The following is a 505-nucleotide window of genomic DNA, read 5'->3' as shown; positions in this document are numbered from 1 at the left end:
TACCAACTTCCACCGAGCCGCAGGCTTTACACTTACCGCTGCGCGCTATGACGGAGCAACAACAGTGATGAACACCGCAGAACAAGGCGCACTGCGTTCTCCTTCGGTATTCAACTTCTACTCGCCAGACTATCAACCTTCGAATGAGTTTGTGCAGTCAGGCATGGTGTCACCCGAATACGAATTGCTCGATTGGTCAGTGTATACCGATCTGGTCAATTTCATGCTCAGTAGCACTCGCTCGGGTGGTGGCGATACTTATACGCTGGACTTTAGCGAACTGTATTCCCTACTCGATGATCACGAAGCTCTCGTTGAGCGTGTCGATGAACGATTCTTTGCGGGCACGGCTTCGCCTGAACTCAAAGCGCTTTTGCTAGAAGTGTCGGATGAGTATCGAACCGATTACGTACCAACAACAAAACTCGCACTCGTTATCTTTACTGCGATTTCTGGCGATGAATTTTACATTCAGGATTAGGGGTGAATTATGGACATTTCGAGA

At 48.7% G+C, this 505-nt stretch carries 1 protein-coding gene; it reads left to right on the top strand.

Going from position 1 to position 505, the window contains the following annotated elements; genetic code table 11:
- On the top strand, positions 1-481 hold a 481-nt coding region (locus R7190_RS31205), incomplete at its 5' end, for a DUF1800 family protein (protein WP_411978112.1).
- Positions 482-505 lie beyond the last annotated feature (24 nt).

The sequence above is a fragment of the Vibrio sp. 1078-1 genome (assembly GCF_033340475.1).
This window is presented reverse-complemented; position numbering and strand designations above follow the sequence as displayed.